Annotated in this window: 8 protein-coding genes; 4 read left to right on the plus strand and 4 right to left on the minus strand. The window is 59.6% G+C overall.

Features of this window, described 5'->3' with window-relative positions; genetic code table 11:
• The 3 genes from A3730_RS19045 to A3730_RS19055 form a co-directional block, all read right to left on the minus strand.
• Positions 1-388: DUF489 family protein (locus A3730_RS19045; protein WP_156501258.1), on the minus strand; the 388-nt coding region annotated here is incomplete at its 3' end.
• Positions 385-1479 carry a tRNA 2-thiouridine(34) synthase MnmA gene (mnmA, locus tag A3730_RS19050; RefSeq protein WP_063519456.1) on the minus strand — a complete coding sequence of 365 codons (1095 nt, stop codon included), beginning with the start codon at positions 1477-1479 and terminating at the stop codon, positions 385-387. The genes mnmA and A3730_RS19045, both read right to left, overlap by 4 nt.
• 6 nt (positions 1480-1485) lie before the next feature.
• Positions 1486-1953 carry an NUDIX hydrolase gene (locus A3730_RS19055; protein WP_063519457.1) on the minus strand — a complete coding sequence of 156 codons (468 nt, stop codon included), beginning with the start codon at positions 1951-1953 and terminating at the stop codon, positions 1486-1488.
• Positions 1954-2082: 129 nt separating this feature from the next.
• Between A3730_RS19055 and moaC the strand changes: the two genes are divergently transcribed.
• From moaC to A3730_RS19070, 3 genes are read left to right on the plus strand one after another with little or no spacing between them, the layout of a single operon-like run.
• Positions 2083-2565, plus strand: a complete 483-nt coding sequence (gene moaC / locus A3730_RS19060; RefSeq protein ID WP_063518667.1) for a cyclic pyranopterin monophosphate synthase MoaC — start codon at positions 2083-2085, stop codon at positions 2563-2565.
• Between the two features lies 1 nt (position 2566).
• Positions 2567-2821 (plus strand): molybdopterin converting factor subunit 1, encoded by a 255-nt coding sequence (gene moaD / locus A3730_RS19065; protein WP_063518668.1) that lies wholly within the window; start codon positions 2567-2569, stop codon positions 2819-2821.
• Complete coding sequence (locus tag A3730_RS19070; protein WP_063519458.1) at positions 2818-3291, plus strand: molybdenum cofactor biosynthesis protein MoaE; 474 nt, start codon at positions 2818-2820, stop codon at positions 3289-3291. The genes moaD and A3730_RS19070 overlap by 4 nt, the downstream gene beginning before the upstream one ends.
• On the opposite strand, the gene A3730_RS29830 is transcribed toward A3730_RS19070, so the two are convergent.
• On the minus strand, positions 3194-3817 hold the full coding sequence (locus tag A3730_RS29830) for a pseudouridine synthase (protein WP_082872461.1): 624 nt from the start codon (positions 3815-3817) through the stop codon (positions 3194-3196). The genes A3730_RS19070 and A3730_RS29830 overlap by 98 nt on opposite strands.
• A gap of 209 nt (positions 3818-4026) precedes the next feature.
• Here A3730_RS29830 and A3730_RS19080 point away from each other — a divergent pair.
• A partial coding sequence (locus A3730_RS19080; RefSeq protein WP_063538689.1) for an NADP-dependent isocitrate dehydrogenase occupies positions 4027-6077 on the plus strand: 2051 nt, incomplete at its 3' end.

Consider the following 6077-nt stretch of genomic DNA (forward strand, 5'->3'; position numbering starts at 1 on the left):
CACCGTAAGCATTCTGCGCAACCGCCTGCTGGCCGCTCAGCGCCAGCAGGCGGTTGCGCAGAATGCTTACGGTGTCCTCATTCTTGCGCAGCTTGCCGGCCAGGTGGAGCAGGGCCAGGCCGTAGTTGAGCGGGCGCAAGTTGGCGCCACGGGACTCCTTGTTCAGGCTGCGGTTGAGCAGGCTGACGCCTTCGCGGAGCTGGCTGGGTTGAGCATAGATGCTGTCGAAATCGTCAGCATCCAGCGCCATGACGCCGGCAATCAACGCTTCGAAGGCTTTGGGGTCACAGTCTCCACGCTGGGCCACATCGTCGGCCAGCTGGGCCGCTTCAAACACGGCGGCCAGGGCCAGCAGTTGCTGTTGTTCCGGCGAGAAACGTTCGCTCATGCGGTTTCCTCAATGACGGCGCCGCCCAGGCAGACCGGGCCATCGTAGAACACCACGGACTGTCCGGGTGTGACGGCGCGTTGTGGTTGATCAAATATGACATGCACCCGGCCGTCGCCGGCATCGCTGACGGTGCAGGCCTGGTCGGGTTGGCGGTAACGGGTCTTGGCAGTGAGCCGGGCCGGCAAGGTTGGGGCTTCCAGGGCGACCCACTGCATGGGCGCGCTGGTCAGTTCCCGGCTGTAGAGCAGCGGGTGGTCCGTGCCTTGTACGGCGATCAGCACATTGCGATCCAGATCCTTGCCGGCCACGTACCAGGGGGCCTCGCTGGCACTGGCCAGGCCGCCAATGCCCAGCCCCTGGCGTTGGCCCAGGGTGTAGTACATAAGCCCGTCATGTTTGCCGATGACGTTGCCGTGGTCATCCTCAATGGTGCCGGGCTGCGCAGGCAGGTACTGCTCCAGGAAATCCTTGAAGCGGCGCTCACCGATAAAGCAGATGCCGGTGGAGTCTTTCTTCTTGTGGTTGTCGAAGCCTTTTTCTTCGGCAATGCGGCGAACTTCCGGTTTTTCCAGATCACCCAGCGGGAACAGGGTGCGGTCGAATTTCTGGTAGTCCACCGCATGCAGGAAATAGGTCTGGTCCTTGTTGGTGTCCACCGCGCGCAGTAGCTGCGCTTTGTCGCCATGGCTGACCTGGGAGTAATGCCCGGTGGCGATGTAATCCGCGCCCAGGGTGATGGCGTGATCGAGGAATGCCTGGAACTTGATTTCCTTGTTACAGAGGATGTCCGGGTTGGGGGTGCGCCCGGCCTTGTATTCGGCGAGAAAGTGGGCGAATACGCGATCCCAGTACTGCTCGGCAAAATTGGCAGTGTGCAGCTCGATGCCCAGTACGCCGGCCACCTGCATGGCGTCGAGCAGGTCTTCCCGGGCGGTGCAGTAGTCGGTGCCGTCGTCCTCGTTCCAGTTCTTCATGAACAGGCCTTCGACCTGATAACCGGCATCAATCAGGCGGGCCGCAGCCACGGAGGAGTCCACACCGCCGGACATGCCGACGATCACACGAGTGTCTTTGGGGGCCTTACGCATGGCAAATCATCCTCTCTGCAGAGGCCAGGGGTGCTGATAAATGCTGTCCAGGGGCAGTCGTCGCCCGGACAGGTAATCATCCAGGCATTTTTCCACCAGGGCGCTGCGGTGCTGGTGCCGACGGGCGCGAAATTCGTCCGGGGTCAGCCATTCGGCTTCGAGAATGCCGGTATCGAGCTTCTGTTTCGGGTCGTGGCTGACTGGCCGGGCCACGAAGCAGGTGCGGTAATAGACACCGGCACCCTTGTGGGGCTGGAAGATATACCAGCCGAGCAGGTCGGTAATGTCTACCTGCCAGGCGCTTTCTTCGAGGGTTTCGCGGTAGGCCGCCTGCATCAGGTTTTCACCGAATTCCACATGGCCCGCAGGCTGGTTCAGCACTTCCTCGCCCTTGCTCATTTCTCGGACAAACAGGAAGCGGCCGTCTTGTTCGACTACGCAGGCCACAGTAATGTGCGGCTCAAAGCTGTTCATAGCGTATCCTACCGGACAGGAAGCACCGGTTGCCGTCATGGGCCGGGGGCGATGCTTCATTCAATTCTGGAAAGGCGGGAATGGTAGCGCAGCGGCGCCACAGACAACAGAGCGGAGACACCTCTGAGCATGACAGATCAACGATTTACCCACCTGGATGACAGTGGCCGGGCCCAGATGGTGGATGTGACCGACAAGGACAGCACTCAGCGTACCGCCACTGCGCAGGCGCGGGTGCGCATGCAGCCGGCCACGCTGGAAATGATACTGGGAGGCAAACACCCCAAGGGTGATGTGCTCGCCACCGCCCGAATTGCCGGCATTCAGGCGGCAAAGAAGACCTGGGACCTGATTCCTCTGTGTCACCCGCTGTTGCTCACTGGTGTCACTGTTACCATCGAACCGGAAGGAGCGGATGCGCTGTGCGTGCAGGCAACCTGCAAGCTCAAGGGCACCACTGGCGTGGAGATGGAGGCCTTGACCGCCGCATCGGTGGCCAGCCTGACGCTCTATGATATGTGCAAGGCGGTGGACCGGGGCATGGTGATTGAATCGGTGTGCCTGCTGGAAAAATCCGGTGGCCGCAGTGGCCAGTTCCGTCGGGAGGATTAAGGTGATCGAGATACGTTTCTTTGCTGCTCTGCGTGAGCGGGTGGGCAGTGACAGCCTGACGGTCACGCCGCCGGATGGTGTCGACACGGTGGCTGCCCTGGTCGCATGGCTGGCCGACGACAAGGCGTCGGTGGCCGGTGCGCTGGAGGCGACACCCCGCTATATGGTGGCGGTGAATGAGGTGCTCAGCCAGGAGCAGGCGGCGGTTCGGGATGGCGATGTGGTCGCCCTGTTCCCGCCGGTGACCGGCGGATGAAGATTCATGTGGCCGTCACGGACACGGCGCTGGTGCCGGCGCAGCCGTCCGGCTGGCTTCGCGACGCGGGTCTCAGCGGCGCCATGGTGCAGTTCAGTGGCCAGGTGCGCGATGAGCAGGCCAGGGTGGAGGCGCTGCATCTGGAGCATTACCCGGGGATGACGGAGGCAGTGTTGCGCACCATTGTCGATCAGGCTGGCCAGAAATGGCACCTCAATGGTGCCTGGGTGGTGCACAGAGTTGGCACCATGATGGTGGCTGATGACATCGTGCAGGTGGCCGTCAGTGCCCCGCATCGACAGGATGCGTTTGCGGCCTGCGCCTTTATCATGGATCTACTGAAAACCCGCGCGCCGTTCTGGAAGAAGGAGCTTATCGGCGGCCGCTGGGTTTGGGTCGAGGCCCGCCAGAGCGATGACGAGGCCGCCGCTGCCTGGCTGCAGGCGGCTTCGGCGCGTGAACCGTCATAGCGCGCCATTCTCCAGGGGCGAGAGCCTCAAGGTTCCAGTCGCCAATCTGCCAGCGAACCAGCCGCAGGGTGGGGTGGCCAATGGCTGCGGTCATTCGTCGCACCTGTCGGTTTCGACCTTCGTCTATGGTGAGCTTGAGCCAGCTATCCGGTACGGTTTTCCGCAAGCGGACGGGTGGATTGCGTGGCCATAACGCGGGCGGCTCAATCAGTTCGACCTTGGCCGGGCGCGTGGGGCCATCCTTCAGGGTGATGCCTTGGCGTAATTTTTGCAGTTCCTGCCCCCCGGGCCTGCCTTCCACCTGAACCAGATAGGTTTTGGGAAGCTTGAACCGCGGATCGCTGATGCGTGCCTGCAGGGCGCCGTCATCGGTCAGCAACAACAGGCCTTCAGAATCCCAGTCCAGTCGACCGGCCGGGTATACGCCGGGCATCGGCACGCACTCGCGCAAGGTTCGCCGGCCCTGGTCGTCGCTGAACTGGGAGAGGACCTGAAACGGTTTGTTAAGTAAGATCAATTGCGCCATGGGGTGAGTATCGATGACTGTTGTTGGTCTGCGGTTGCTACCGCTTGTCCTAACAAGGCTAAACGGTCGGTGCTATACTCGCCAGCTTATGCAGAATACAGTTTTATTCGGAGGGAGCACTCCTGTTGGGTGCCCGCTGATCTGACGGCCAAAAGCCGACTGATATCAGGCGGAAAGCTCTACCAATACAATTGGGACCTTGTAATTCTATGACCACGCCTAAAATTATTTACACCATGACTGACGAGGCGCCTGCGCTGGCGACCTATTCCTTTTTACCCATCATTGAAAAATTCACTTCGATCGCTGGCATTGAAGTTGAGAGCAGTGATATTTCCCTCGCTACACGCATTCTTGCCAGCTTTCCTGAATATCTGACCGACCAGCAGAAGGTGAATGACACCCTGGCCGAACTGGGTGATCTGACCCAGGATCCGGAAGCGAACATCATCAAGCTTCCCAATATCAGTGCTTCCATCCACCAGCTCAGAGCGGCCATCGCCGAACTTAACGAGCATGGCTACCCGGTGCCGGAATACCCGGATGAGCCGCAAAGCGAGGAAGAGGAAGACATTCTGGCCCGGTACACCAAAATTCTCGGCTCTGCGGTGAACCCGGTGCTCCGCGAAGGCAACTCCGACCGCCGCGCCCCCATTGCGGTTAAAAACTATGCCCGCAAGAACCCCCATAGCATGGGCTACTGGAGCCCGGCTTCGCGCACCCACGTGGCACACATGCGTGGCGGCGACTTCTTTTCCCATGAGACCTCCTCGACGATAGAAAAGGCCTGCAAGGTGCGCATCGAGTTCGAGGACGAAAACGGCACTGTGACGGTCAAAAAACCGGAACTTCCGCTTCTTGATGGCGAAGTCATTGATGCCATGTACATGAGCAAGAATGCGCTCAGTGAGTTCTTTGACAAACAAATCGAAGATGCCAAGAACACAGGCATGCTGTTCTCACTGCACGTTAAAGCCACCATGATGAAGGTCTCTCACCCCATCGTGTTCGGGCATGCGGTACGGCGCTTCTACAAGGAGCTGTTCGACAAGCATGGCGATGTGCTGGAAGAGATTGGTGCCAACCCGAATAACGGCTTGAGTCACATTTACCAGAAAATCGAAGAATTGCCGATTTCCCAGCGCCTGGAGATCGAAACCACGATCCGCGCCTGTTACCTGCATCGCCCGGAACTGGCCATGGTTGATTCCGACCGCGGCATTTCCAACCTGCACGTCCCTTCCGACGTTATTGTCGATGCCTCCATGCCGGCCATGATTCGCCAGGGTGGCAAGATGTATGGTGCCGACGGCAAGCTGAAAGATACCAAGGCGGTGATTCCGGAAAGCACCTACGCCACCATCTACCAGGAAGTCATCAACTTCTGCAAAACCCATGGGGCCTTTGATCCCGTTAACTGTGGCTCGGTACCGAATGTGGGCTTGATGGCGCAGAAGGCAGAGGAGTATGGCTCCCACGACAAGACCTTTGAAGCCAGTGAAAAGGGCACCATGCGCATTGTGCGTGAGGACGGTGAGGTGTTGCTGACTCACGATGTGGAGAAAGGCGATATCTGGCGCATGTGCCAGGCCAAGGACCTGCCCATTCGTGACTGGGTGAAACTGGCCGTGGTTCGTGCCCGGCAAAGCAACACTCCGGCTATCTTCTGGCTGGACAAGGAGCGGGCCCACGATCAACAAATGATCCGGAAGGTTCGCAAATATCTCAAGGAACACGATACCGAAGGCCTTGATATCCGCATCATGTCTCCGGTTCAGGCGATCCGATACACCATGGAGCGCATGATCCGCGGCAAAGACACTATCTCCGTCACGGGGAACGTGCTGCGTGATTACCTGACCGACCTGTTCCCCATTCTGGAACTCGGCACCAGTGCCAAGATGCTGTCCATCGTTCCCTTGATGGCTGGCGGCGGACTCTACGAAACCGGTGCTGGCGGTTCGGCCCCCAAGCATGTGCAGCAATTCCTGGAAGAGAATCACCTGCGCTGGGACTCGCTGGGCGAATTCCTGGCGCTGTCGGTTTCCATTCAGGAGCTGGGCGAGAAGTATGGCAACAACAAGGCCAAGGTGATCGCAGCCGCTCTGGACAAGGCCAATGAGCAGTATCTGGAGCAGAACAAGTCACCGTCACGGAAAGTCGGCCAGCCGGATAACCGGGTGAGCCATTTCTATGTGGCCATGTATTGGGCCCAGGCGCTGGCCGCACAGGATGAGGACGCAGAGCTGAAGGAAACCTT

It is taken from the genome of Alcanivorax sp. HI0044 (assembly GCF_001634945.1).